Origin of the sequence: Paraburkholderia sp. RL17-381-BIF-C (assembly GCF_046026435.1) — a bacterium.
Classification (GTDB): domain Bacteria; phylum Pseudomonadota; class Gammaproteobacteria; order Burkholderiales; family Burkholderiaceae; genus Paraburkholderia.
In genome coordinates, this window is record NZ_JARESX010000002.1 from 246387 (window position 1) to 268415 (window position 22029).

General features: G+C 64.6%; 23 protein-coding genes. 13 read left to right on the forward strand and 10 right to left on the reverse strand.

Annotation, left to right across the window (positions count from 1 at the left end; all coding sequences use genetic code 11):
* Positions 1 to 65: 65 nt before the first annotated feature.
* The 5 genes from P0D70_RS02645 to P0D70_RS02665 form a co-directional block, all read right to left on the reverse strand.
* On the reverse strand, positions 66 to 698 hold the full coding sequence (locus tag P0D70_RS02645; protein WP_408182259.1) for a DUF938 domain-containing protein: 633 nt from the start codon (positions 696 to 698) through the stop codon (positions 66 to 68).
* Positions 699 to 712: 14 nt separating this feature from the next.
* On the reverse strand, positions 713 to 1318 hold the full coding sequence (locus tag P0D70_RS02650) for a pyridoxamine 5'-phosphate oxidase family protein (protein WP_408182261.1): 606 nt from the start codon (positions 1316 to 1318) through the stop codon (positions 713 to 715).
* Between the two features lie 42 nt (positions 1319 to 1360).
* Positions 1361 to 2230: an NAD-dependent protein deacetylase gene (locus tag P0D70_RS02655; RefSeq protein ID WP_408182264.1), complete on the reverse strand. Its 870-nt coding sequence runs from the start codon at positions 2228 to 2230 to the stop codon at positions 1361 to 1363.
* A 50-nt stretch (positions 2231 to 2280) separates the two neighbouring features.
* Complete coding sequence (locus P0D70_RS02660; protein WP_408182266.1) at positions 2281 to 2496, reverse strand: oxidoreductase-like domain-containing protein; 216 nt, start codon at positions 2494 to 2496, stop codon at positions 2281 to 2283.
* 78 nt (positions 2497 to 2574) lie between these two features.
* Entirely contained in the window at positions 2575 to 3339 is a 765-nt protein-coding gene (locus P0D70_RS02665; RefSeq protein WP_408182270.1) for an SDR family oxidoreductase, read from the reverse strand.
* On the opposite strand from P0D70_RS02665, the gene P0D70_RS02670 reads away from it, so the two are divergent.
* Entirely contained in the window at positions 3320 to 3709 is a 390-nt protein-coding gene (locus P0D70_RS02670; protein ID WP_408182272.1) for a hypothetical protein, read from the forward strand. The genes P0D70_RS02665 and P0D70_RS02670 overlap by 20 nt on opposite strands.
* 42 nt (positions 3710 to 3751) lie before the next feature.
* The gene (locus P0D70_RS02675) at positions 3752 to 4609 is read left to right on the forward strand and encodes a polysaccharide deacetylase family protein (protein WP_408182275.1); all 858 of its coding nucleotides are present in this window, start codon (positions 3752 to 3754) and stop codon (positions 4607 to 4609) included.
* Positions 4610 to 4694: 85 nt separating this feature from the next.
* On the opposite strand, the gene P0D70_RS02680 is transcribed toward P0D70_RS02675, so the two are convergent.
* Together P0D70_RS02680 and P0D70_RS02685 are read right to left on the reverse strand one after the other, a co-directional pair.
* Positions 4695 to 6107 (reverse strand): DUF2252 domain-containing protein, encoded by a 1413-nt coding sequence (locus tag P0D70_RS02680; RefSeq protein WP_408182277.1) that lies wholly within the window; start codon positions 6105 to 6107, stop codon positions 4695 to 4697.
* Positions 6108 to 6205: 98 nt separating this feature from the next.
* Positions 6206 to 7219 carry a hypothetical protein gene (locus tag P0D70_RS02685; protein WP_408182279.1) on the reverse strand — a complete coding sequence of 338 codons (1014 nt, stop codon included), beginning with the start codon at positions 7217 to 7219 and terminating at the stop codon, positions 6206 to 6208.
* A 422-nt stretch (positions 7220 to 7641) separates the two neighbouring features.
* Between P0D70_RS02685 and motA the strand changes: the two genes are divergently transcribed.
* From motA to P0D70_RS02705, 4 genes are all read left to right on the forward strand, one after another.
* Entirely contained in the window at positions 7642 to 8511 is an 870-nt protein-coding gene (gene motA, locus P0D70_RS02690) for a flagellar motor stator protein MotA (protein WP_408182281.1), read from the forward strand.
* Positions 8512 to 8525: 14 nt separating this feature from the next.
* Positions 8526 to 9521: a flagellar motor protein MotB gene (motB, locus tag P0D70_RS02695; RefSeq protein ID WP_408182383.1), complete on the forward strand. Its 996-nt coding sequence runs from the start codon at positions 8526 to 8528 to the stop codon at positions 9519 to 9521.
* A gap of 90 nt (positions 9522 to 9611) precedes the next feature.
* A complete protein-coding gene (locus tag P0D70_RS02700; protein ID WP_091802869.1) occupies positions 9612 to 10295 on the forward strand; it encodes a Pr6Pr family membrane protein in 684 nt (227 codons plus the stop codon).
* 165 nt (positions 10296 to 10460) lie between these two features.
* Complete coding sequence (locus tag P0D70_RS02705) at positions 10461 to 10748, forward strand: CsbD family protein (protein ID WP_091802872.1); 288 nt, start codon at positions 10461 to 10463, stop codon at positions 10746 to 10748.
* A 55-nt stretch (positions 10749 to 10803) separates the two neighbouring features.
* On the opposite strand, the gene P0D70_RS02710 is transcribed toward P0D70_RS02705, so the two are convergent.
* The 3 genes from P0D70_RS02710 to P0D70_RS02720 all read right to left on the reverse strand — a co-directional run bounded on the left by P0D70_RS02710 (position 10804) and on the right by P0D70_RS02720 (position 14059).
* Positions 10804 to 11616: an exodeoxyribonuclease III gene (locus P0D70_RS02710; RefSeq protein ID WP_408182285.1), complete on the reverse strand. Its 813-nt coding sequence runs from the start codon at positions 11614 to 11616 to the stop codon at positions 10804 to 10806.
* A 24-nt stretch (positions 11617 to 11640) separates the two neighbouring features.
* Positions 11641 to 11859, reverse strand: coding sequence for a hypothetical protein (locus tag P0D70_RS02715; protein ID WP_408182288.1), 219 nt, complete (start codon positions 11857 to 11859; stop codon positions 11641 to 11643).
* Positions 11860 to 12001: 142 nt separating this feature from the next.
* The gene (locus P0D70_RS02720) at positions 12002 to 14059 is read right to left on the reverse strand and encodes a D-(-)-3-hydroxybutyrate oligomer hydrolase (protein ID WP_408182385.1); all 2058 of its coding nucleotides are present in this window, start codon (positions 14057 to 14059) and stop codon (positions 12002 to 12004) included.
* 207 nt (positions 14060 to 14266) lie between these two features.
* Here P0D70_RS02720 and P0D70_RS02725 point away from each other — a divergent pair, with 207 nt between their 5' ends.
* The 7 genes from P0D70_RS02725 to P0D70_RS02755 all read left to right on the forward strand — a co-directional run bounded on the left by P0D70_RS02725 (position 14267) and on the right by P0D70_RS02755 (position 22029).
* A complete protein-coding gene (locus tag P0D70_RS02725) occupies positions 14267 to 15019 on the forward strand; it encodes a 2Fe-2S iron-sulfur cluster-binding protein (RefSeq protein ID WP_408182290.1) in 753 nt (250 codons plus the stop codon).
* 11 nt (positions 15020 to 15030) lie between these two features.
* Positions 15031 to 16032, forward strand: coding sequence for an FAD binding domain-containing protein (locus P0D70_RS02730; protein ID WP_408182293.1), 1002 nt, complete (start codon positions 15031 to 15033; stop codon positions 16030 to 16032).
* Entirely contained in the window at positions 16029 to 18251 is a 2223-nt protein-coding gene (locus P0D70_RS02735; protein ID WP_408182295.1) for a xanthine dehydrogenase family protein molybdopterin-binding subunit, read from the forward strand. The genes P0D70_RS02730 and P0D70_RS02735 overlap by 4 nt, the downstream gene beginning before the upstream one ends.
* Positions 18252 to 18513: 262 nt before the next feature.
* Positions 18514 to 19101 (forward strand): nucleotidyltransferase family protein, encoded by a 588-nt coding sequence (locus P0D70_RS02740; protein WP_408182297.1) that lies wholly within the window; start codon positions 18514 to 18516, stop codon positions 19099 to 19101.
* 138 nt (positions 19102 to 19239) lie between these two features.
* On the forward strand, positions 19240 to 20814 hold the full coding sequence (locus P0D70_RS02745; RefSeq protein ID WP_408182300.1) for a UdgX family uracil-DNA binding protein: 1575 nt from the start codon (positions 19240 to 19242) through the stop codon (positions 20812 to 20814).
* 256 nt (positions 20815 to 21070) lie between these two features.
* Positions 21071 to 21775, forward strand: coding sequence for a PIG-L deacetylase family protein (locus P0D70_RS02750; protein ID WP_408182302.1), 705 nt, complete (start codon positions 21071 to 21073; stop codon positions 21773 to 21775).
* Between the two features lie 101 nt (positions 21776 to 21876).
* Positions 21877 to 22029 carry a hypothetical protein gene (locus P0D70_RS02755; protein WP_165614491.1) on the forward strand — a complete coding sequence of 51 codons (153 nt, stop codon included), beginning with the start codon at positions 21877 to 21879 and terminating at the stop codon, positions 22027 to 22029.

Below are 22029 nucleotides of genomic sequence, written 5' to 3' on the forward strand. Positions count from 1 at the left end.
AGAATTGCCGGCTTGCCGCTCGCCGGCAGGCAGCGGGCGGCGCAATTCATTGCGTCGAACGTTAGTCAGACCCGCGCCGCACCCGCGCGTTTCGTCAACACCAGACTGAAATTGTTGGCCGGCATGGCGACCGGCTCGTCGCACACGAATCCGACCGAAGCGCCCAACGCCACCACGGCTTCCATGTCGCGCACGCCCCATGCCGGGTCGCGGCCGCGCAACTGCTGATCGAACGCCTCGTTGCTCGGTGAAGTATGCACGCCGCCGCGTTTGTAAGGACCGTAGAGATACAGCACGCCGCCCTCCACGAGACGGCGGCTCGCGCCCGCGAACAGCGCCTGCGTCGCGCTCCACGGTGAGATGTGAATCATGTTGATGCAAACCACGGCGTCGAGCGTATCCACGCCCCAATCCGGCTGATGCACGTCGAGCGCGAGCGGCGCGCGCACGTTCGCGAGCCCCTCGTGCGCGATCCACGCCGCGATCGACTCGCGCGCTGTGGCATCGGCATCGCTCGGTTGCCAGTCGAGCCCGGGCATGGCGCGCGCAAAGCAGATCGCGTGCTGGCCCGTGCCGCTCGCAATTTCGAGCACGCGGCCGGTGGCCGGCAGCGCTTCGCGCAGCACGGCGAGAATCGGTTCACGGTTGCGTTCGGCGGATGGCGAACGTTGCCGCAACGCCGGATGGGAATCTGTCATGGTCAGCTTCGGTTTCAGTACAAGGCCGTGCGCACGCGCTCGGCGAGTTCGCGATCGTAGGTCACCGCGTCGAACTGCGCACCGTTGATACGCCGATGAATCTCGCCGGCGCTCGGCAGGCGCGAGCGCTCGACGTAATGCGCCGGATCCCATAATTTCGAACGCACCAACGCTTTCGAGCAATGAAAGTAGACGCTGTCCACGTCGATCAGCAGCACGGTGCGCGGCAGTTTACCTTCGACAGCGAAACTGTCCAGCCATTGCGGATCGTCGGTAATGCGGCCGCGCCCGTTCACGCGCAAGCTCTCGCCCACGCCGGGAATGATGAAGAGCAGCGCCAGACGCGGCTCAACGATGATATTGCGCAGACTGTCGAGGCGATTGTTGCCGATGCGATCCGGCAGCGCGAGCGTGCGTTCGTCGACGATACGCACAAAGCCCGGCGCGTCCCCGCGCGGCGAACAGTCGAGGCCTTCAGGGCCGGCGGTGGCGAGCACGGCGAACGGCGCGACTTCGATGAACGCGCGATAGTCTTCGTTGATAAACGAAATCTCTTTACGCACGGCGCGCTCGTGCGGCTGACCGTAGAGGGCTTCCAGCTGTGCGATCGTCGTCAACATGGGTTTTCCTTTCGGGTTGCGTTCTTTTGTCGGGCCGACCGTTCAATCCAGCGCCAGCCGGCCGGCCAGCGCGGTCAGCGTCTCGGCGCACGGCGCCGCGATTTTCAGCGACAGCAAAGGATCCGCGCGCGTGCGGCCCAGGTTGATCGCAACCACCGGCTTGCGCTGCTTTTGCGCCCACACGCAAAAGCGGTAGCCGGAGTAGACCATCAGCGACGAGCCGACCACGAGCACGGCGTCCGCCGCGTCGAGCGCATGCGAGGCCGCCTCCACGCGCTCCTTCGGCACGCTTTCGCCGAAGAACACCACCGCGGGCTTCAGCAGGCCGCCGCAGTTCGGGCAGGCCGGAATGCGAAACCCGCCAAGGTCGTGCCACTCGAGATGCGCGTCGCCATCCGCGGCGGTTTCGGCCGTCACGTTCAGGAGCGCGGGATTGTCCGCTTCGAGGGTCTGCTGGATCGACGCGCGCGAGTGCTGCATGCCGCAGTCCAGACACGTCACACCGTTGATACCGCCATGCAGTTCGATCACCTCGCGACTGCCCGCCCGCTGATGCAGGCCGTCCACGTTCTGCGTGACCAGCGTCGGCACATGGCCGGCCGCTTCGAGCCGCGCGAGCGCGGTATGCGCGGCGTTGGGCTCGGCGTGGGCGACCACCGGCCAGCCGACCATGCTGCGCGCCCAGTAGCGCTGGCGCATGGCCAGCGTGGCGAGAAACTCCTGCAGCGTGATGGGCGGCGAGCGCTTCCATTCGCCGTTGTCGTCGCGGTAGCCGGGAATGCCCGAGTCGGTGCTGATGCCCGCGCCGGTCAGCACGAACAGCCGCGGATAACGCTGCACGAAGCGATGCAGGTCGTCCAGCGTGTGCGATTCATTCAGGGGTTCGAGAGGCGCGGACTGAAGGTCGGTCATGACGGGGCTGGGTGAGAACTGCGGCCTCGAGGCAAAACCTCGAGCGCCGTTCAACGGCGCGTGCGCGGCTTGCTTCGCCGCGCCGCCGTCACGTGCTGCGCTGGCAGCACTTGCTGCCGCGCCTGCCACTCGGCGAGCGCGGCTCGATAACGTTCGAGCGCTTCGTCATAGCGATCGAACACACACGGATTGCAGCCGCTATGACAACAATCGTCGAGATCGGGCGGCACCGGTTGCGGGTCGTCCTCAGGTGTGGCTCGGGGCACGGCGAAGCGGGTTCCATCGAGGCGGAAAGCGCCCAGTATAAGTTGATCCGGCGCGGCTTGCTGCTCGCGCTCCGGCCATCACCCCCGGCCGATGAACGGCATCTTGCTCGCCATGATGGTCATGAACTGCACGTTTGCCGTGAGCGGCAGTTCGGCCATGTGCAGCACGGCGTCGGCCACATGCTGAACGTCCATCAGCGGCTCGACGGCGATTTCGCCGTTGGCCTGCGGCACGCCGCGCGCCATGCGTTCGGCCATCTCGGTCGCCGCATTGCCGATGTCGATCTGCCCGCAGACAATGTCGTATTTCCGGCCGTCGAGCGACACGGCTTTCGTGAGGCCGGTGATCGCGTGCTTGGTCGCGGTATAGGCAATGCTATTGGGCCGCGGCGCATGCGCCGAGATCGAGCCGTTGTTGATGATGCGGCCGCCACGCGGGCTCTGCGTTTTCATCAAACCGAAGGCCGCGCGCGTGCACAGGAACACGCCGGTGAGGTTAGTGTCGACCACCGAGCGCCATTCGTCGATCGAGAGTTCGTCGATATCGACGGGCGAACCATTGCGGCCCGCGTTGTTGAACAGCACGTCGAGCCGGCCGCGCCGTTCGCGGATCGTGTCGAACAAGGCAGCGACGCTGTCCGCATCCGTGACGTCGCACGCCACGGCCAGCGCGTCGCCGCCGAGTTGCTGCGCTTCCTGCACGATTGCGTCGAGCGGCGCCTGCCGGCGGCCGGCCAGCACGACGCTATAGCCGTGCTCCAGCATCTTGAGCGCACACGCGCGGCCGATTCCGCTGCCCGCGCCCGTCACCAGCGCGACCTTCTTGATTCCCGTTCCCGTCACGGCACGTCTCCTCGTTGTGCAGATCATGCAAACTGGCTGCAAGCTTCATGAACCGCGGGTCATCCTTGCGGAACCTGCAACCCTGTACGTCGGACATCGGCGAGGTGCCGACGATCACATCATCGTCGGCCAGTTGATAGGCGCTCGTCAAACCCACCACGCCTCAAGGAAATCGTTCGCCGCGAGCCTGGCGCATCGCAATGCGCGCAGTAAAAGAGCAGATGTGCCGCTACATCACCCAGCGGACCCGATTGTCGCGAAGCACAACGTCTTTCAGCGTGCTTTCACATTTTACCGCTCCTGTCGGCGGGCACGTCGCGGCGCGCATCAATGGTATCGTTTGCTGTTGCGCGTCACGCGCGCGATGTAAGGCCTTCGCAGGACGAAGGAAGGAAGACAGGAAGCACGCTTGATGAAAGAACTCTCCACGCCGCCGCATGGCACCCACCGCACGCCGCCACGCCGCTGGCCGCGCACCGGTTATCCCGCGATGCTCACGGCCACCGCCGCATGGCACGTTTTCGTGCTGGCCGGATGGCTGCTCGCGCCCGCGGCATGGCCCTGGTGGCTCGCCGCGATCTTTGTGAATCACGCCATTTTCACGGTGGCCGGACTGCTGCCGCGCACCTCGCTGCTCGGCCCGAACTGGACGCGCCTGCCCGCTACCCCGCGCAACGCCGACGCGATCGCGCTGACCATCGACGACGGCCCGGACCCGGTCGTCACGCCGCAAGTGCTCGATCTGCTCGACGCCTTCGGCGTGCGCGCCACCTTCTTCTGTATCGGCGCAGAGGCGCAGCGCTACCCGGCGCTCACGCGGGAGATCGTCGCGCGCGGCCATGCGCTCGAAAACCACTCGCAGGTTCACGTACACACGTTTTCCGTGACGTTTCCGGGCGCGCTCACGCGGGAGATCGATGCCGCACAACGCACGCTCGAAACACTGAGCGGCGAGCGGCCGATGTTTTTCCGCGCACCGGCCGGCCTGCGCAACATCTTTCTCGAACCGGTCTTGCGCAAGCTCGACCTGCGCCTCGCGGCGTGGACGCGGCGTGGCTACGACACGCGCGAGCGCGATCCGCACGTGGTCACGCGGCGCCTGCTCGACGGTCTCGCGCCGCGGGACATTCTCTTGCTGCACGATGGCAACGCAGCCCTCACCGCCGACGGCACGCCATTGATCGTCGCGGTGTTGCCGAGTGTGATCGGCGCAGCGCGGCAGCGACAGCTGCGTTTCGTGACATTGCGCGAGGCGCGCGCCGACGGCTGAGTCTGCGTTTCGTGACGTTGCGCGAGGCGTTGCGCGGCCCGCCCGCCACCTAGCCCGGCGAGCCGCGCGATCGCGAATGCATCCGCTATACGCGGAAATCCGCCGCCATATCCTCGTCCGTGCGCGCTTCCAGCTCGCCGCCGCGGCATGCCTTCAGGAACACGTCGTAATCGCGTTCCACCTGGTCCGCGTAGGCCATCGCGTAGCCGGTGAGCGCTTCCGCGAACTGATCGCCGCGGCCGATATACGCGCTCACTTCGATTGCCTGCCCGCTCGCCTTGGCATGCGCCCGCGCCATGATCCAGCCGCATAAGCGCGCATAACCATCCAGCAGGTCGGAGTCGAACAACTCGATGTTTGCCGACAGCTTCATGTCGCGCAACTGACGAAAGTAGAAATGCCGCCCGAGCGGTCCCGTCGCCCAGCCGAGAAAGATATCGCTAGCGGCCTGCAGCATGCGTTGCCCCCGCACGACGCGTTCGCCCTCGTGCTTGATGGCCGGCGACTTGTAGAACTGCGCGATGACCGAGGGTCGCGCCTCCTTGATTTGCAGGAACAGCGGCTTGCCCATGTGATCGACCAGCAGCATCACCATGCAGCGCGTGCCGACGCTGCCGACGCCGACCACTTTGAACACGAGGTCCTGCATGGTGAAATGGCCCAGCAGTTCGCGCCGGTCGTGCGACAGCGTTTTCTCGTATTCGCCCCACATGCGTTCGACCATCTTGCGCCAGTTCCCGCTTCTGAATGCTTCGGTCTCTTCCGGCGTGAACAGGGTGTTGGCGCCGAGCACGTGGAACAGAGCCGGTGGCGCGTCGCGAATGGTCCAGTGATCGCCGTCGTGCTCCGCCATTTTCTCGAGCAGATTTTCGTGCGTCCGGCTCGCGGCCTTTTCCATGCCGCGCCGCACGGTGCGGCGGCGTTCAGGCGTCAAGGCGGTTTCCGCCATCAACTCGAAGCTGATGCGGTCGTACCAGAGTTCGAGCGCGCCGCATTGCGCATAATGTGCCATGCGGTCACGATATTCGGTGACCGCCGTCATCACCAGACTTTCCGCCGTGCCCCGGCTCAGACGCATATGACGCGCGGCGACGACGAGGCTCGCGGTCAGTCGTTTCAGGTCCCACTCGAATGGTCCGACCGACACCTCGTCGAAGTCGTTCAGATCGAAGACGAGTTGCCGCTCGGGCGTGGCGAAACCGCCGAAATTCATCAGATGGCCGTCGCCGCAGATCGGCATGGTCAGGCCCGTGTCGCTCACTTTGCTGAGATCGTGCGCCTGCAGGATCGCGGTGCCGCGAAAAAACGCGAAAGGCGAGGCGGCCATGCGCCCGTAGCGCAGCGGCACGAGGTTGTGCACCCTGCCCTCGCTGCTTTGCTTGAGCAACTCGATCGGATTGCGATGCAGTTCGCCTACCGCTTTATGGCTTGAACGTTTCGAGTGCTCACGGGCGGCGCGGCCCCGGGCCTCCCGCTCGGCGATGGTGCTGGCTTTCATGCTGTTCTCCGTTTTTCCGAGTCTTGACTTGCGGTTCGAGAGACTGCTTCTGCTTGCATGACAACACTTGACGCCTGGCGCGTGGGCCTTCACCCAATTCACCAACGATAGCCCAGCCCGCCGAAAATCACATCCGAATCGCGATCATAGCGGGTCACGACGCGGTTCCATTCGAGCCGCGCGTCCCAATGGTCGCTTAGACGATACGAGCCCGCAATCGTGACGAGACCGGAGAACTTGCCCGCGCCCGGCCCAGGCGACGCGCTGTTTTCGTTCTCGTTGATCGCGTAGTAGGCGCCGAGGCCGAGCGCGAGCGCAACCTTGTCGTTGAGAAACGCGCGGGTGGCCCATAACTGGCTGGTGAAACCGTCGCGGCGCGCCACCTTGCTGCTGCCTTCGTGGAGATAGCCGACCGTGACGTCGAGATACTTCGCGAGGCCGCGCCGGTACTCGATTGCGCCGCCGAACGCGCTCGGCGAACTGGTTGAATTGACGATGGTTTTGCCGAGATACACCGCCACTTCGTTATTGGTGACTTTGTGCGTGCTGCCGCTCGCCCAGTCGCGTGGACCGGGCGAGTCCGGGGCGTCGAGCTGATAGCCGACACCGAACATCACGCTGGTCGCATCCGGCCCACGCTGAACGTGCACGCGATTCAACTGGAGCTGCGTGATCCACCGGCTCGACGCGTAGTATGCGGCGCGCACGCTGTACACCACGCCCCAGCCGTGAGTGTCGGAATAACTGCCGCCTTCCACGGCGGTGGTCGTATCGAAGTAACGGTAAGGGCCGACGCCCGCTTGCAGAACGAATTGCGGGTTGCCCACAGGAATGCGCCCCCACAACTGGATCATCTGACCGTCGCGATGGTGGTTCGGAATATGCCCCTCGTTAAGCCACGTGAAACTGCCGGCGAAGTATTGACCCAGGCCTTCCTGATAGTTGAAGGCCCACGTATAGGTGTTCGTGCTGCCCGCGCGCGAGCCGCCACCGAACAGTGAAAACTCCTGGGCATGACCTAGGGTAGAGATGAATAGCAAACTCACGCCTGTGATACAGGCCGCCGCCTTGGGAATCAGTCGAATTTGAACAGTAGATTCTGGTTTTCGCATGCGGCATTCCCTTCCCGGTTGAGTCATTGGCACTGCCGGTGTCAGTTGCCGACGGGAGCGTGACGCGACAGGGCGCCGCCTTGACGGCCGTCGGGACAAATCGATCGTCATGCTACCAGAGCGATCGGTAAAAAGTTACCTATCAGTGAATAGCAGCGGCATCTTGACTCGGTTTGTGGCTGGACCCGGAAAAACACGAATTGCAATCCGAAAATCGCAAAATGCGGACAGATTTACCGGCCCATATCAAGAACTAACCGATTGGTGAATTTATTTCGCATTTTAAGCAGATCAGCACTTCAGCATCACCGGATTCAGCCGTTTACCGGTACATACGGAAGATTTGTGACGCGCGAGAAAAGCCTTTGAAATAAGGGCTTTTCTAATCGAACGCGGGGCAGCGCAAGATAATCGGAGAAAGTATGTTTGTTGCAATCGGCTGGGTTTTAGTGATCGGTTCGGTGATTGGCAGTTTTATCGGCGTGGGCGGCCATCTGCCGGCGCTGATTCAACCGTTCGAACTACTGTGCATCTTCGGCGCGGCAATCGGCGCGTTTGTCGTGAGCAATCCGACTTCCACACTGAAGAAAACCCTCAAGGCGATTCCGTCATGCTTCAAGGGCGGTGGCTACACCAAGGAGAAATATCTCGAGCTGATCGCGTTGCTTTACGAGTTGCTCCAGAAGGCGCGCAAGGAAGGCATGATGTCGCTCGAAGTCGACGTGGGCGCACCCGAAGAAAGCGTGCTTTTCCAGAAGTATCCGCATGTGCTGGAGGACCATCATCTGCTCGACTTCATCGTCGACTATCTGCGCATGATGTCCGGCGGCAATGTGAACGTGCTCGAAGTGCAGGATCTGATGGACGAGGAACTGGCCACGCATCACGCGGAATCGACCGTCGCGGCCAACGCCATTCAGAAAATGGCGGACGGCCTGCCCGCCTTCGGTATCGTCGCCGCGGTCATGGGCGTGGTTCACACCATGGGTTCGGTTGGCGCGCCGCCCGCCGTGCTCGGCGAAATGATTGCAGGCGCGCTGGTCGGCACGTTCCTCGGCATTCTGCTCGCGTATGGCTTTATCGGCCCGCTGGCCGATCTGCTCAACGCCAAAGGCCGCGCCGAAGCCAAGCCGTATCAGTGCGTGAAAGCCGTGCTGCTCGCATCGCTGTCCGGCTACGCGCCGCCGATCGCCGTCGAATTCGGCCGCAAGGTGCTGTTCACCGCCGACCGCCCGAGCTTCCAGGAACTCGACGACGCCGTGCGCGCCACCAAGATGCCGAAGTCGGCCTGACGCGGAGCGGCATGATGAGCGAAAGAAAATCGCGGGCGTCACGGGAGGAGCAGGCGCCGGCGCCGGTGATCGTGCGCCGTTCGAGAAGGGGCGAGGATCATGGCGGCCATCACGGCGGCGCATGGAAAATCGCGTACGCCGATTTCGTCACTGCAATGATGGCGTTCTTCCTGCTGATGTGGCTGCTCGGCTCCACGTCGAAGTACGACAAGCAGGGTATCGAGGATTATTTCAACACGCCGCTGTCGAGCCTGCTCGGCGGCAACGAAGGCACGGCTGCGGCGCGTCCGAGCGTGGTGCAGGGCGGTGGCCGCGACATCTCCGATACACGGCCCGGCGACGGCAGGAAGAGCCAGACGGAGACCCAACCCGCGCCGTTAGCGACCGTCGCGCCGACCGTGGCGCCATCCGACGCGGCGCGCCTCGAACAACTGAAGGCGAAGCTCACCACGCTGATCGAACAGAGCCCCGCGTTGAAGGCGTTCAAGGATCAGATCCGCATCTCGATCACGAATGAAGGGCTGCGTATCGAGATCGTCGATTCGCAGAACCGGCCCATGTTTCCTTCTGGCAACGCGAAGCTGCAACCGTATGCGGTAACGATCCTCACGCAGATCGGCGCCGCGCTCAACGACGTCGACAACCGCATTTCGATCGCCGGCCATACGGATGCGGTGCCCTACACCGCGGGACCGGAGGGCTACTCGAACTGGGAACTGTCGTCCGAACGCGCCAACGCCGCGCGCCGCTCGCTCGTTGCCGGTGGCATGCATGGCGAAAAGCTGCTGCAGGTGCGCGGACTGGCGGACGTATTGCCGCTGAACAGCAATGTCGCCGATGAGCCGACTAACCGGCGCATCAGCATCCTGGTCCTGAACAAGGCCGCCGAGCTGGCATTTTTCCACGATGGCGGGCGCACCGCGATCGACGAAGCCGTTCCGGCGAGTTCAGCCATTCCCGCAGTAGTGGAACGCTTGAAGCCTGTGACCGGTTCGCATAGCACGCCATAGTATTTCTTCTGCCTCGCGCTTGATCGATCCAGCGCGTGCGCTCGGTCACGCACACTGCAAAGCCCATGCAGTGTGTATAAAATCGAACGCATGCGCCCTGCCCCTTCCGAGCACCGGGAGCCCGAGCTTCCGCTGCATACGCCAAGTGTTTCGTCGGTGACGCTGGCGGCGATCATCGCCGTCATTGCGTGGATCTCGATCGTCGCGCAAGCTGACGTCACGATCGACCGCACGCTCGCGCGCGGGTTGACCGTGCTCGACGGCATCTCCCGCATGAGCAGTTATCTCACCAATCTGACGGCGCTCGCCTGCGCGATCTGTTTTACCTGCGTGGCGTTACGCGGGCACAGATCGGCGCCCGCGCGGTTTTTCCGGCAACCTACCGTCGTCACCGCGGTGGTGGTGTACATGGTGTTTGTCGGCATTGCGTACAACCTGCTGCTGCGAGGTTACTGGACGCCCACGGCATTCCGGCTGCTGCTTAACGAATCGCTTCACAGCGTCTTGCCCATGCTGGCCGCGCTTTACTGGGTGCTGTTCGTACCGCGCTTTCATTTGAGGCTGCGGCATTGTCTATTGTGGCTGGTGTATCCGCTGGCCTATCTCGGCGTCACCTTCTGGCGTGGGAGCCTGTCGGATTTCTATCCCTATCCGTTCATCAACGTCGAGCGGCTCGGAATCCGGCACGTCGTGGTGAATTCGGCGCTGCTGTTCGGCGGCTTTCTGATGCTGATGGCCGTCTTCGTGGGCATCAATTCCAGACGGCGGCGCTGATACGTTCCCGCTTCGTCAATTCTGCTCTTTCCCGGGCGCGCTTCTTGCGCCCTGTCTGGTGGACGTAAGCCGCGCCTTTCAGGGCGGCGTGCGCGGATCCTTGGTGTGCGGGTGTTGCGATTCGCAATGGCTCGCACGTAAATATGACAATGGGAGCAAAAACGTATGGACACCAATTCGGCAGCGAACAAAGTGGAAGGCGCAGTCAAGGAAGTCGCGGGAAAGGTTCAGGGCGCGGCCGGCGATGTACTGGGCGATACCGGCACCCAACTGGCCGGCAAGGCCAAAGAACTGAGCGGCAAGGCCCAGCAACTGTGCGCGAGCACCACGAGCCTCGTGCGTGAAACGACGGCGGAAAGTCCGTTCACGGCGATCGCGGTGGTGGCTCTCGCCGGTTTTGTGGCGGGCGCGCTGTGGGCGCACGGCGCCGCTGAGCGCGACTATCGCCGTTGATTGTCGAAGCGTTTGATCACCGGGCGATCGGCTTCTGGCGATCGCCCGTTTCGCTTCATACGCCGCTTTTCTTGCGGCGTCCCGCACCCATATCAAGTTCGACCCACGCGGGCGCGTGATCGCTCGCGTGCGGCTCGCCACGCACCCACCGATCGACACCCGCATCGCGCAAGCGCGGCGCGAGGTCGGCGCTCAGCAGCAGATGGTCGATACGCAATCCGGAGTTCGTGTCCCAGTGGCGGCGAAAATAGTCCCAGAAGGTATAGACCCGTTCTTCGCCGAAATGCGTTCGCAATGCGTCGGTCCAGCCTTGCGCGAGCAATCGCTGATAACGCTCGCGGCTCTCGGGTTGCAGCAGCGCGTCTTTCAGCCAGGAGCGCGGGTTGTAGATGTCTTCGTCGGTCGGCACCACGTTGAAGTCGCCTGCCAGCACCACTGGATGACCGCTCTTGTAGAGGTTCGCCGCGTGCTTGATCAGATGATCGAACCACGCCAGCTTGTAGTCGAATTTGGGGCCGGGCTGGGGATTGCCGTTGGGCAAATAGAGGCACGCCACCAGCACGCCGCCAACCGCGGCTTCGAGATACCGGCTATGCGTGTCCGCCTCGAAACCCGGCAGGCCGCGGCGGCTCTCCAGCGGCGCCGCGCCTTTCGACAGGATCGCCACGCCGTTCCATGCGCTCTGCCCTTGCCAGATCGCCCCATAGCCCGCGTCGCGCAGCTGCTCGACGGGAAACGCGCTGTCCACCGCCTTGAGTTCCTGCAGGCAGACAATGTCGGGCGTCTCGCGTTCGAGCCATTGCAACAGCGTCGGCAGGCGCGAGCGAATTCCGTTGATGTTGAAGGTCGCGATTCGAAGCCTGGGCACGACGAGTCCTCCCTGCAATGCGCGTTATTGCGCCGCCGCGTCGCACCATTCCATTGCGTAGGACTTCGCGCATGAAATGGCGTCGGCTTCACTGGAAAAGGCGTCGATGTCGCCGGAATCGTACGACCGGACGTGTTCGTTTTTCTGCGGCACGTGAGTGATCTTCGCTCTCGCGTGGTAAAGGCCGTCTTCCGCGTGGCGGGCGCGGCAATCGATATGGAAATGCCTGTAGTCGAACTGCATTCGCTCTCCTTTGAACACGCTTCACTTCACCTGCCATAGCATCGCTTATACCCGGGCGGGCTTGCTCGCGAGCAGCGATTCGCGCAGGCCGGCTCGCGCGCATGATGGCCGCCGCGAGCCGGTGCATTCAGCTATGCGCGATTCAATTCGGCACGTTCACCGCGCCATTGCTCACCGTAATCGCGTTGACGCCGGGGCTCGCCGCGATCGCCGGCAGATTGGCCGTGGTCAGTTGCGGCGCGGCGCCCGGCGAGCCGCCACGCGGTATGGTGTGAATCACCTGGGACGGCGGCAATGGCGTGCCGTTTTTCAGATGGCTCCACATCAGATTGAGCGCCTGAATGTTGTAGTAATGCAGCGGCACGAAGCGTGAATCGAAACCCGCCACGCCGAGGAACGCATCGAAATGCTGGGCGTTCGTCACTTCATAGAACGACAGCTTGCTCGCGCCGCCTTCGCTCAGCTGGTTCAAGCCGAGATACGGCCGCGACGCGTGGTTGATCGGCACCAGCGCATCCGCGCGCCCCTGCACGATGATGGCGGGCTTGCCATGCAGGTTCGCATTCACACGAATGGCTTCGACGCTGCCGGTGAGCGTGCCGTTGGTCCACAGCGTGCGCAGACAGGAGGCCCCCGCAAAGCTGCCGTCGGCGCTCGCCAGCCGATGGTCCGCCGCGCCTGCGCCCGGGTTGAAGACGAGGTTGATGCCGTTGGTCGGAGGCACGCCGTTGCCATTGCCGAACACCGTGAGCATCGGCGACACCGCAGGCGTCACGCCGGCCGCTCCCGCCGCGCTCGTCGTGCCGAAGCTGAACGCGCAGAGGTTGGCGGTCACGCTCGCTTTCGCGTACGCATCCGCATAGGTCACGGCAACGGCCGGCACCGCCTGCGAATCCCACATGGGCGCTTGCAGCACGTCGGAGTCGGTCTGATAGCCGTTTTGATGCAGGAGCGCGAGCGCGTTGATCGCCTGGGTCGTCGTATTCGTGCCCGTGATCACACCCGCGCTCGCCAGCGACGTGCATCGCGCGGTGCGAATCGACGTGGTGGTGGCGAGCGGCAACGCCGTCAGATATGGCGCGCCGGCCGCGGCGGGCGCGAGTGCCGCGCACGGTTGCAGCATATTGGCGAGCGTCATGTAGTCGGCGAGCGGCTTGCCGAATGCGCCGACCGGCACGCCGCCCTGGGCCACCGAGACCTGCGCGGGCAGCCGCAAATTGATCTGCGGCTCGCCCACGACCACCGCGGTGATCCAGCCGGACGTGTCCTGCTCCGCCGCCGCGAGCGACGCGCCGCCGCCGTTGCTCACCGAAGCCGCGATGGTCGTGATGCTGCCGTTCTCGTAGCGCACGTTGCGGGTCGCTCCGTTGAGCGTGCCATACGAGTCGTTGAGCGCCCAATACGCGAACTGGATCGCCTGCAAGGTATTCTTGCCCCAGTCCTTCTCCGGATTCTGCTGCGAGTGCGCGTGCTTGAATGCGTAGCGATTCGGGAACTGGCTGTTGTAAGTCGCGAGATCGGTATTGCCGAGGTTGGCCGTGAAGAAACTGTTCTTGCCCGCCGCAGTGGCATCCTGCAACGTGCCGTCGATCAGCGTAACCCGATTGGAAGACAGCTCATGCGCGCCGTTGCCGCTGCCTTTATCGTTGTAGGCCACCGCGCAACCGCGCTTGAGGCCCCACTCGCCGGCCGCCGAAATCGCGCCGTACACGCCGCGCGAACCGGATGACGTAGCCGTGACAATGCACGGCTGATCCGGATTGAAGCTCGCCGGAATCTGCACCAGCATGGTGACGTTCTGCGTGCCGCTGCCGTCGTCGGCGAAGGCGAGATATTCCTTGCCGGCGATCTTGCCCTCGCCGAGCGTGTCGTTGCCGTTCAGGTCGACATTGGGTCCCCAGAAACGTCCATAGCCCCCGTTCGCGGTCATGTCCACGAGCGCGCGATAGTTCGCCCAGATAGCGAGGCGCCGCAGTTCGGCGGCAGTCGGTTGCGCAGCGTTGGCAATGGCTGGCGCCGTGGCCGAAGCGAGGCCGGTCTTGCCGAGACCCGCGGTGAGCAGGTCGTCGGTATTGCCGTCGTAGGACTGGGTTCTTACCGAGGCACTGGCGATAAAGCTCGGCAGCGTGTTCGTTGGCGGCGGCGAATTGACTTCATCGCTGCCGTGGCATGCGCTCAACACGACCGTCACGGCCACCATGGCGGCCAGGGTTCGTACCAGCGGCACGGGTCTCGACGCGGGCTTGAATCGGGGCATTACTGTCATTGGCTGTCTCCGATATTTGCTAATACCGTTGTGTATGCAACGGCACCGAAATTGCTGCGTGATGTCCAATGGATCGCGACGCTTCGGATACCGACGCATCGCTAGCCTGCATCGACCTTTCAACGGAGTCAACAGAACGTCATGTCCACGCATAACGAATGTCCGGATCCGAGTGACGAGTCAGCCGCCACCCCACCCCAACCTTCACGCCGCCGCTTCCTTCAATCGGCTGCCGCTGCCGCCACGATCGGCGCGGCGCCGCATCTGCGCGCACAAACCCAAACCCCTGCCGCACCGCCGGTCCAAGCTCGTCAAGCCATACCGCCGCGCCCGGTCACGTTGACCGTGAACGGCCGCCCGTACACGCTGCAACTCGAGCCGCGCGTGACCCTGCTCGATGCACTGCGCGAATACGCAGGCCTGATGGGCACGAAGAAAGGCTGCGATCGAGGACAATGCGGCGCCTGCACGGTGCTTGCCGATGGCCGCCGCATCAACGCCTGTTTGACGCTTGCCGTGATGCACGAGGGCGAGACCATCACCACGGTCGAAGGGCTGGCCAGCAATGGCGCATTGAGTCCGATGCAGCGCGCGTTCATCGAACACGACGCCTTTCAGTGCGGTTACTGTACGCCCGGGCAGTTGTGCTCCGCGACTGCTCTTCTCAATGAATTTCGTGCCGGCACGGCGAGCACCGTCACGGCCGATGTCCGCAGCCGCCCCGCACAACTCTCCGATGATGAAATCCGCGAACGCATGAGCGGCAATATTTGCCGCTGCGGCGCGTACGCGAACATCGTGGCCGCCGTGCGCGCGGTGCACGAAGGCGGCGGCCAGAACAGCAATGCCGCCGGCACCGACACGATGGGCAGCGGCACGAACCGCAACGCCTGAGGAGCGACAGCATGGATGCGATCTCATACGAACGCGCCGGCGATGTCGCCGGTGCAGTGCGGGCGGCTCAGCAACCGGGCGCGGTGTTCATCGGCGGCGGCACCAACCTGCTCGATCTGATGAAGGGCGGCGTAGCGCGGCCGGTGCGGCTGATCGATATCACGCATATCAGCGGCCTCGATACGGTCACGACACTGCCCGATGGCGGCGTCCGGATCGGCGCGCTGGTACGCAATAGCGATGCCGCCAACCACGCGCTGGTGCGCGAACAATACCCGTTGCTCACGCAAGCATTTTTGTCGGGCGCGTCGTCGCAGTTGCGCAATATGGCGACCGTAGGCGGCAATCTGCTGCAACGCACCCGTTGCGGCTACTTCTACGACACGGCCTTCACGCAGTGCAACAAGCGCATGCCGGGCAGCGGCTGCGCGGCGCTCGACGGCCACAATCGCACGCATGCGATTCTCGGCGCGAGTCCCCAATGCATTGCGGTGAATCCGTCGGATATGAGCGTGGCGCTGGCCGCGCTCGACGCCGTGGTACGCGTGAGCGGTCCCGCGGGCGAGCGGATCATTGCGTTCGCCGATTTCCACCGGCTGCCTGGCGAGCGGCCCGATGTCGATACGACCTTGCAGCCTGGCGAACTGATTACCGCCGTCGATCTGCCGCCGCCGCTCTTCAGCGCGAACTCCCATTACCTCAAAGTGCGTGACCGGGCCAGTTACGCATTCGCGCTGGTCTCCGTTGCCGCCGCGTTGCAGATGGACGGCGACCGCGTGAGGACCGCGCGTATCGCGTTAGGCGGCGTGGCACACAAGCCGTGGCGCGCGAGCGCGGCGGAGCAGATGCTCAATGGCCAGCCGCTCACGCAAGCCACGCTGAAGAACGCCGCCGCGGCCGCGTTACGCGAGGCCCGGCCGCAACACGACAATCGCTTCAAGGTGCAGCTCGCGCAGCGCGCGATCGTGCGCGCCGTGAATCAGGCCGCCGGCCGCGCGGGAGGTGTCGCATGAATCTGATCGGTCAACCGTTCGACCGCACCGACGGTCTGCTCAAAGTCACCGGCGAAGCGCGCTATGCCGCCGAATTTCCCGAGGCGCGTCTTGCGCATGCGGTGCTCGTCACGAGCACGATCGCACGCGGCACCATTGCCTCGATCGACGCGAGCCGCGCACAGGCGCTGCCCGGCGTGCTGCTCGTCATGACGTATCAGAACGCGCCGCGCTTGCCCAATGGCGGCAAGCCCGCATTGGCGCCTCCCGCCGGACGCCGCCTGTCGCTGCTTCAGGACAACGAGGTTCATTACAGCAACGAGCCGGTTGCCGTGGTGGTGGCCGACACGCTCGAACATGCCACCGACGCCGCGCGCCAGTTGCGCATCACCTATCAGAGCGGCGCCGCGGTCACGGACTTCGCGCAAGCCAAACCGAACGCGCACGCACCCGACAGGCCGCAAGGCCGGCAAACCGACACGCAACGCGGCAGCTTCGACGACGGCATGCAAAGCGGCACGGTGCACGTCAACGCGACCTACACCACGCCGATCGAACATCACAACCCGATGGAGCCGCACGCCACGATGGCGCGCTGGGACGGTCCGCAGCTCACGCTCTACGATTCGACCCAAGGCGTCAGCAGCGCGGCGCAGGCGGTCGCGAAGACGCTCGGCATGTCACCCGCCGACGTGCGCGTGATTTCGCCGTTCGTCGGCGGCGGTTTCGGTTGCAAGGGCTCGTCGTGGTCGCATGTGACGTTGTGCGCGATGGCGGCGAAACAGACCGGGCGCCCCGTGCGGCTCGTGCTCGAACGGCCGCAGATGTTCGGCCCGGTCGGCGCGCGTCCGCACACCGAACAGCACTTCGTGCTCGCGGCGCGACGCGACGGCACGCTGACCGCGATGCGTCACGACAGCCTCTCGAACACCTCCGTGATCGAAGACTGGACCGAGACCTGCTGCATGGTCACGCGCATGCTGTACGCGGTACCCAATCAGGTGACCACGCACCGCATCGTGCCGCTCAATCTCGGCACGCCGACCTTCATGCGTGCGCCGGGCGAAACGACCGGGTCGTTCGCGCTCGAGTCCGCGATGGACGAACTCGCCGTAGCCTTGCACATGGACCCGCTCGCGCTGCGCCTGAAGAATTACGCCGAGGCCGATCCGCAGGAAAACAAGCCGTGGTCGGGCAAGTCCTTGCGCGAGTGTTATCAGATCGGCGCCGAGAAATTCGGCTGGTCGCGGCGCACGAGGGAGCCTCGCTCGATGCGCAACGGCGGCACGCTGATCGGCATGGGCATGGCCACCGCGACCTATCCGGCCAATCGCAGCGAAGCCAGCGCCATTGCGCGGATCTTGCCCGACGGCACTGCGATGGTCGCATCCGGCACGCAGGATATCGGCACCGGCACCTACACCGTGATGACCCAGGTGGCCGCCGACGCGCTTGGCTTCGCACCGGAAAACATCCACTTCGCGCTCGGCGATTCGTCCTTGCCGCGAGCGCCGGTGTCTGGCGGATCGCAATCGGCGGCGAGCGTTTCACCTGCCGTGCGCGACGCGGCGAGCCAGGCGCGCAGCCAGTTGATCGCGCTGGCGCTCGCCGATCAGGCTTCGCCCGTACACGGCATCGCGCTCGACGACGTCACCGTGGAAAACGGCTGGGTGACGAGCCGCTCGCAACCGGGCAAGCGCGATCCGGCGGCGGCGATCATCGCGCGCTCGGGCGGCAAGCCGATCGAGGCGATCGCGACCGTCAAGCCCGGCGACGAAAAGCAGAGGTACTCGTTTCACTCGTTCGGTGCGGTATTCGTGGAGGTGCATGTGGATGCCGACCTCGGCACGATCCGGGTGCCGCGCGTGGTGGCCGTGTACGACGTGGGGCGCGTGCTCAACCAGAAGACGGCGCGCAGCCAGTTGATGGGCGGCATCGTGTGGGGTGTCGGGGCGGCGCTGCAGGAAGAGACTTCGGTCGACACGCGCTATGGCCGCTTCACCAATGCGAATCTCGCGGAATATCACGTGCCGGTGAATGCCGATATCGGTTCGCTCGACATTAGCTTTATCGACCGGCCGGATCCGTATATCAACTCGCTCGGGGTACGCGGCATCGGCGAGATCGGCATTACGGGTGTGCCGGCGGCGATTGCGAACGCGGTGTATCACGCCACCGGCGTGCGCGTGCGCGATCTGCCCATTACGCTGGACAAGGTGATGGGCACGATGCAGGTGTGATGCGTGGGCGTGGGCGTGGGCGTTTGCGTTTGCGTTCGCGTGGGCGTTTCCGTTCACGTTGGCCGGTAGGTTCGCGTCCGCCGTTACGTTCGCATACGCCGATGCGTTTCATGGTGACGCCGATTCGTTTCGATCGACGTCGCTAAGTTATGCAAACGCATCGCGATATCGAACAGCAAGCGCCATGCATACGCATTGGCGCTTGCCTACGGCTGCGTTGCATCGCACAATCGACTTCATCTTTTGCTCCCGGTGTCCGTCCATGGCCTACGCCTCGCTCGCCACTGGCGTGTTGCTCGCCGCCGGCTTCGGTTCGCGCTTCGACCCGGACGGCCTGCACAATAAACTGCTTGCACGTATGCCCGACGGCACACCGGTCGCGCATGAATCCGCGCATCGGCTGCTACGGGTCGTGACGCGGGTGCTGGCCGTGGTGCGGCCAGGTTCGGACGCGCTCGCGCGGCTGCTCAACGACGCCGGTTGCGACGTGGTGTTCGCGCGCGATGCCGAACGCGGCATGGGCGCGAGCCTCGCGGCCGGCATCGAGGCAAGCGAAGGCGCCGAGGGCTGGATCGTCGCGCTCGCCGACATGCCGCGCATCGCCACTTCAACGATCGAAGAGGTGGCGCGCGCGCTCGACGGCGGCGCTTCGCTGGTCGCGCCGTTTTATCAGGGGCAGCGGGGGCATCCGGTCGGCTTCGGCATCGAGCATCGCGACGCACTGCTAGCGCTCGATGGCGATACCGGCGCAAAGTCGTTGTTCATGTCGCAACGGGTGACGCGATTGGATGTCGACGATGCGGGCATTTTGCGCGATGTCGATACGCCCGAGGATTTACGCGACGTCTAGGCGTGACGCCCCGGCCGGGGTCGTTGTGACGCGGCAGGCTTGATCCGGGCGGGCGTTCAGGCGCATACTGTACATTCATACAGTATTTTGTCCGCGAGGGTTGGCGCTTTACGTTGCGCATGGCCGCGGCGCGCCCGCATGAAACGCATTTCTATCGAACCGACTTTCTCCGCGTGGCGCCGCGCGGCGCGGGAGTTACTGCTGCAAGAGGTCGAGCCGGCGCGGATCGAATGGGTCGAGTGTGATTTGGACGCTTCGAGCCATTCGGGCCCTTCGAGCCATTCGAACCATTCGAACCATTCGAACCATTCGAACCATTCGAACCATTCGGGCAATTCGGGCAATTCGAGCCTTTCGACCAATGCCGGCACTCACACCCCCAATGTTCCGGATAGCCCCGCCACCACTCCGGCGGTCGCCGCTCCCGCCATTCCTCGTGAACTGCTCGCCCGGCTGAAAACCGCGGCCTGCTTCCGCGCCCCGGACCGCTGGTCCCTGCTCTACCGCATTCTGTGGCGTTGGACGCGCGGCGAGCGCCACGTCCTCGATCTGCTGGACCACGACGGCGCGCTGCTCGATCAGCGTATCCGCTCCGTGGAGCACGAAACCGACGATCTACTACTGCTCACCCTGTTCAGGCGGCGCGATCCGTCCATGGGGCTGCCGGAATTCGTCGGCTGGTACGAGCCGCATCATGATCTGCTGGAGCGCGCCGCCGCACGCTTCGCCGAGCGGATGGGCGATTCCACGTGGATGCTGGCGACGCCACACGGCGCGGCGTTCTGGAACGGCATGCTGCTGCGAATCGACCGGCCGTCGGCGGATAACGGCGAGCACCCTCTCTCCGCGAGCCGGCAGCACTCGCCAGCCATGCAGATGTTGCCACCGGGCGCCATGGCCGGCGAAGCCACGACCAGCGAACCCACCGAGGCGCTCTGGCTCGCGTATTACACCAACGTCTTCAACGGCGCGCCGACGCCCGTGCCACTGCGCTACTGGAGAACGCCGCCCGCAGGCCCGCCGCTGCCCGCGCACCTCGCACGCGAGCGCAGCCGTGCCGGCGCGCGGAGCGGCACCGTCACCGTCCCGGACATGCCGCCCATTGAATATTCGGCGATCACGCCACCGTTGCGCGAGCCGACCGGTCCGCTCACCACCTGCCGGCGCTGCGCGTTGTGGCGCAACGCGAAGCAGGCCGTCGCGGGCACCGGTCCCGCTCAGGCGGCGATCATGGTGGTCGGCGAACAACCCGGTGAGCATGAGAACCAGACCGGCGAGCCCTTCACCGGCCCCGCCGGTCAGTTGCTGGACACCGTGCTCGCGCGCGCCGGACTCGCACGCGCGGCGCTGTATCTGACCTATGCCGTCAAACACTACAAGTGGGAAACGCTCGATCAGCAGCGCGTGCACCGCACACCCGCGCTGCGCGAGGTCGAGGCTTGCCAGTATTGGCTGGAGCAAGAGCTTGCGCAGGTCGCGCCGCGAGTGGTCGTTACGCTCGGCGCGACCGCGCTGAAGGCGCTGACCGGTGCGCACGTCAATCTATCGGAATATCTGGGGCAGACCATAGATCACGGCGGGCGGCTGATCGTGCCGACGTGGCACCCGTCGTATGCGTTGAAGACGGTTGACGCCCGGTTGCGCGAGGATATCGTCGCGGGGATGGTGGCGGCGTTCAGTCGCGCGGCGGCGCTGGTGGCCGAAGGGGCATAGCGTTCGCGCCTGGCCAGACGATTTTCCAATACAGAAAATCAGCTTAAGCGCTCACTTGTGACTTCTTAAGGCGTCTTATCAATCACATGTGCGTGGTCAGGCACGCCACTTGCGGCCCACAAAAGCGCCGCGCAAGCCCCGCCGATTCCGCCTAAGCTGATGTGACGCCGCGTTTTCCCGCGCACCAGCGGGACGCTCGGGGCACAGTCGGCCAACCTCATCACAGCCCGCGCGTCGCGAACCCATCACACGTCCCATGAGCGAAACCAGCCCGCGCCTTTTCATCGTCTCGCCCCATTTCGACGACGCCGTTTTCAGCTGCGGCGCGTTGCTCGCCGCGCATCCCGACGCCGCCGTCTGCACGGTGTTCGCCGCGCCGCCCGAGCAACCGATGCATACCGAATGGGACGCCCGGTCGGGCTTCAACGACGCCCATCAGGCCATTCACGAGCGCACGCTGGAAGACAACCGCGCACTCGAAGTGCTCGACGCGATTCCGCTGCGCATGCCGTTTCGCGACAGCCAGTATTTGGATTCGCCATCGATCGGCAAACTGGCGGCGGCGCTCGAAGAAACCATCTACCGCACGACCGCGAATACGCTGCTCATGCCGCTCGGCCTGTATCACGACGACCACGTGCGGGTGTTCGAGGCCTGCTGCGAAATCCTGCCGCGCCTGTCGCATCTGACCTGGTTCGGCTACGAGGAAGCGATTCACCGCCGCACGCCCGGCGTGGTGCAGGCGCGGCTCGCCGATCTCGCGCAGCGCGGCATCGTCGCGACACCGGCCCAGCCGAGCGCCAGCTATACGATCGATCCACAACGCCGCGCGCAACTCAAACGCGAAGCCGTCAACGCTTACGAAAGCCAGTTGCGCGCATTCGGCGCGGGCAATTACGACGACATTTTCGCCACCGAGCGTTACTGGCAGCTCAGCGTGGGCCGTCGTGCGAAAAAGTAAGAGACGCGGCGCGCCGGAAACGTCTACGCTTGAAAAGAGCGGCCGGCGTGGGTTCGACCTCGCCGCCCGTACCGTCCTCTTCTCCAGCCAAAGGTGCCGTCATGAGCTACGACATGCATACCAGCCCGATTCCCGATCCCAATGCCGATCCGAACCGCGACCCGGAAGCCGATCCGCTGGTGCCGCCGTCACCCGGCCACCATACCGAAGAACCGCAGCGGCCCGATGGGCCGCCGGACAAAGATCCGGTGTGA

Excerpts from the sequence above, each read along its gene's own strand:
- P0D70_RS02645 (WP_408182259.1), bottom strand. The coding sequence starts at position 698 with ATGACAGATTCCCATCCGGCGTTGCGGCAACGTTCGCCATCCGCCGAA.
- P0D70_RS02650 (WP_408182261.1), bottom strand. The coding sequence starts at position 1,318 with ATGTTGACGACGATCGCACAGCTGGAAGCCCTCTACGGTCAGCCGCAC.
- P0D70_RS02655 (WP_408182264.1), bottom strand. The coding sequence starts at position 2,230 with ATGACCGACCTTCAGTCCGCGCCTCTCGAACCCCTGAATGAATCGCAC.
- P0D70_RS02675 (WP_408182275.1), top strand. The coding sequence starts at position 3,752 with ATGAAAGAACTCTCCACGCCGCCGCATGGCACCCACCGCACGCCGCCA.
- P0D70_RS02680 (WP_408182277.1), bottom strand. The coding sequence starts at position 6,107 with ATGAAAGCCAGCACCATCGCCGAGCGGGAGGCCCGGGGCCGCGCCGCC.
- P0D70_RS02685 (WP_408182279.1), bottom strand. The coding sequence starts at position 7,219 with ATGCGAAAACCAGAATCTACTGTTCAAATTCGACTGATTCCCAAGGCG.
- motA (WP_408182281.1), top strand. The coding sequence starts at position 7,642 with ATGTTTGTTGCAATCGGCTGGGTTTTAGTGATCGGTTCGGTGATTGGC.
- motB (WP_408182383.1), top strand. The coding sequence starts at position 8,526 with ATGAGCGAAAGAAAATCGCGGGCGTCACGGGAGGAGCAGGCGCCGGCG.
- P0D70_RS02700 (WP_091802869.1), top strand. The coding sequence starts at position 9,612 with ATGCGCCCTGCCCCTTCCGAGCACCGGGAGCCCGAGCTTCCGCTGCAT.
- P0D70_RS02705 (WP_091802872.1), top strand. The coding sequence starts at position 10,461 with ATGGACACCAATTCGGCAGCGAACAAAGTGGAAGGCGCAGTCAAGGAA.
- P0D70_RS02715 (WP_408182288.1), bottom strand. The coding sequence starts at position 11,859 with ATGCAGTTCGACTACAGGCATTTCCATATCGATTGCCGCGCCCGCCAC.
- P0D70_RS02720 (WP_408182385.1), bottom strand. The coding sequence starts at position 14,059 with ATGGTGGCCGTGACGGTCGTGTTGAGCGCATGCCACGGCAGCGATGAA.
- P0D70_RS02725 (WP_408182290.1), top strand. The coding sequence starts at position 14,267 with ATGTCCACGCATAACGAATGTCCGGATCCGAGTGACGAGTCAGCCGCC.
- P0D70_RS02730 (WP_408182293.1), top strand. The coding sequence starts at position 15,031 with ATGGATGCGATCTCATACGAACGCGCCGGCGATGTCGCCGGTGCAGTG.
- P0D70_RS02735 (WP_408182295.1), top strand. The coding sequence starts at position 16,029 with ATGAATCTGATCGGTCAACCGTTCGACCGCACCGACGGTCTGCTCAAA.
- P0D70_RS02740 (WP_408182297.1), top strand. The coding sequence starts at position 18,514 with ATGGCCTACGCCTCGCTCGCCACTGGCGTGTTGCTCGCCGCCGGCTTC.
- P0D70_RS02745 (WP_408182300.1), top strand. The coding sequence starts at position 19,240 with ATGAAACGCATTTCTATCGAACCGACTTTCTCCGCGTGGCGCCGCGCG.
- P0D70_RS02750 (WP_408182302.1), top strand. The coding sequence starts at position 21,071 with ATGAGCGAAACCAGCCCGCGCCTTTTCATCGTCTCGCCCCATTTCGAC.
- P0D70_RS02755 (WP_165614491.1), top strand. The coding sequence starts at position 21,877 with ATGAGCTACGACATGCATACCAGCCCGATTCCCGATCCCAATGCCGAT.